Consider the following 2,685-nt stretch of genomic DNA (forward strand, 5'->3'; position numbering starts at 1 on the left):
AAGTCGGTCCTGGATTCCAGCGGATTGCGGGCCTTGAGCTGGATGCGGCCGCAGGGCGGTGTGTTGGACAGTCGGGCCGGGGGAATCTGCACATCGCAGCGGATGGTGTGGGAATACCCCAGGAAGCTGTCAATGTTGGCGGCGCCCACCTTGCCCGCCGCCACCGCCCGGATGACGGTGGCCGGACCGGTGACCGCGTCACCACCGGCAAAAACGTTGGGGGTCCCGGGCACATAGCCGGACAGGTCGGCCTTGAGAGCGCCCCGGCTGGTGCCGATGCCGCCCTTTTCAAAGTTGTCGGACTCAATGCGCTGGCCGATGGCGATGATGAGGTAATCGCAGGGGATGCGGAACTCCCGCTCGGCGGCGTCCCGGGGACCGGGACGGCCGTCCCGACCGTAGCCGCCGATGATCTGGGGCTTGGTCCACAGAGCAGCCACCCTGCCCTTCTCATCGGCTTCGATGCGGTGGGGCGCCTGCAGGGGCAGGATCTGGCAGCCCTCGGCCTGGGCGTCGGCAATCTCCTCCGGCAGGGCGGTCATATCATCCAGACGGCGGCGGTAAACGCAGATCACGCTTTCGGCCCCCAGGCGGATGGCGGTGCGGGTGGCATCCATGCTCACGTTGCCGCCGCCGATGACCACAACACGCTTGCCGGTGAAGTCCAGGGGATGGCCTTCGCCGCAGTCCCGCAGGAACTCCACGGCGGAAAGGACATTTTCGCTGTCCTCTCCGGGAAGGCCCAGCTTCTTGTCGGCGTGGGCGCCGATGGCCACGTACAGCGCGTCGTAATCCCGGCGCAGCTGTTCCACCTGGATATCGGTGCCGATGCAGACGCCGGTTTTGACCTCCGCCCCGGTCTTGAGAATGTAATCAATATCTTTTTGCAGCACCTCCGGAGGCAGACGATAGTCGGGGATGCCGTAGCGCAGCATGCCGCCCAGGCGGTCCCGCTGTTCAAAGACGGTGACGCTGTGCCCCATGAGCTGGAGATAGTACGCGGCCGTCAGCCCGCTGGGGCCGCCGCCCACCACCGCAATGCGCTTGCCGGTGGCTTCGGCAGGTGCGGGCGGGGTCTCGTCCCCACAGTGGTCCACCGCATACCGCTTGATGCCGCAGATGTTGATGGCGTCATCCACCAGCCGGCGGCGGCACTGCTTTTCACAGGGGTGCTCACACACATAGGCGCAGGCATAGGGGAAGGGATTGTCCTTGCGGATAAGGTCCACCGCGTCCTGGAAGCGTCCTTCCCGCACCAGGGCGATATACCCGGGGATGTCCACATGAGCCGGACAGACGGTCACGCAGGGCACCGGCTGCTTGAGGGAACAGATACAGCGCCCTTCCCTGGCGTGGAGCTCGTAGTCCTCCCGGAAGCCCCGTACCCCTTCCAGCACCATGGCGGCGGCTTCATAGCCGATGGCGCAGTCGGCGGAATCTGCAATGGCGGCCGCCGTGGATTCGATCAGGTCGATGGTGCCTTCGGGGGCGGTCTGGTCCAGCACACTCTCGATGAGGGTTTCCAGCTGGGACAGGCCGATGCGGCAGGGCACACATTTGCCGCAGGTCTGGGCATGGCACAGACGCAGGAAGTTCAGGGCCAGGTCCACCGGGCAGAGCCCCGGCGGGTTGGCGGCCACGCGGTGCCCCATATCCCGGCAGAGGTCCTGTACGACCTGCTGGGCCCGGTCCGGGGTCTCGATAGACAATCTTCGCATACAACAAAATCCTCCGTTAAGGCACCGGCGTTCTTGGTTCCCGGTGCCTGGATCAGAAAGGCGGCACAGCCATGGCCGCCGTCACACTGTTTCCAGTATAGGGGATTTTGTGGAAAAGTTCAATAAAATTTTAACATGTTCATAATTATTTTGCATTATGTTCAAAACCGATGTGACGCCAGCCCAGGGCCAACAAAAAGACAAGGCGGCCGCCCCACCGCGCTGTGCGCCGCAGGGTGCCGCCTTTCTTATTATAATAAGAATCTCTTTTGGTTACACTCCGGTTTCTGCCGTGGGCTCGTCCGCCTCTGCCAGCACTTCCTCCCGCCGGGCCTGCACGACCACATGGGCAAATTTGCTCATCAGCGGCACATAGGTGGTCAGGAACACCACCAGCGCCCCGAAGGCAAACTGCCGGCGCCGGCTGCGGGGTACCGCCAGCCCGATCAGCACCCCCATGGCACACAGGCAGAACTTGAGCAGGGCCATATCCTTCCAGCTGCTCTGTTTGAGATACCGGTCCGCATAGGTAAACAGTTTCATGGCATTGACCTCCCTGGGCGTCACACTGCGCCTGTCTCCCCTGCCCCGCTGGGGGCGAAGGGGTCTTCCGCCCTCAGTGTAGCACAGGCAAAGGCACTTCGCAATGCCATGTGCCGGGAAAAACAAAAAGCGAGGTTTGGCTGCCTTCCGGAGGATAACAACAAAAAAGGTTTCCCATTTCTGGGAAACCTTGGTGCGCCGGAAGGGCCCCCTCTGCCCGCGCCCTTTCCCACAGTCCGCAGGACTGTGGGAACCGGCCGGGACGCAGAACGGCCGGACGAGCTGTTCGAGTCCCTTCCGGGACAAACCGGCTGCCTTCCGCAGGATAACAACAAAAAAAGGTTTCCCATTTCTGGGAAACCTTGGTGCGCCGGAAGGGACTCGAACCCCCGACCTTCTGATTCGTAGTCAGACAGGTCATTTG

The 2,685-nt window shown here is 62.8% G+C and carries 2 protein-coding genes; both read right to left on the reverse strand.

The window, feature by feature from the left end; genetic code table 11:
* Nucleotides 1-1,718, reverse strand: a 1,718-nt coding sequence (locus Q0K17_RS11105; RefSeq protein ID WP_294542973.1) for an NAD(P)-binding protein, incomplete at its 3' end; no start/stop codon positions are given.
* A gap of 273 nt (nt 1,719-1,991) precedes the next feature.
* The gene (locus Q0K17_RS11110) at nt 1,992-2,261 is read right to left on the reverse strand and encodes a permease of phosphate ABC transporter (protein ID WP_294542974.1); all 270 of its coding nucleotides are present in this window, start codon (nt 2,259-2,261) and stop codon (nt 1,992-1,994) included.
* Between the last annotated feature and the right edge of the window lie 424 nt (nt 2,262-2,685).

The sequence above is a fragment of the uncultured Gemmiger sp. genome (assembly GCA_944388105.1).
Lineage (GTDB): Bacteria > Bacillota > Clostridia > Oscillospirales > Ruminococcaceae > Gemmiger.

Bases quoted from the DNA above. Each gene is read 5' to 3' on its own strand.
- Q0K17_RS11110 (WP_294542974.1), bottom strand. From the start codon at position 2,261: ATGAAACTGTTTACCTATGCGGACCGGTATCTCAAACAGAGCAGCTGG.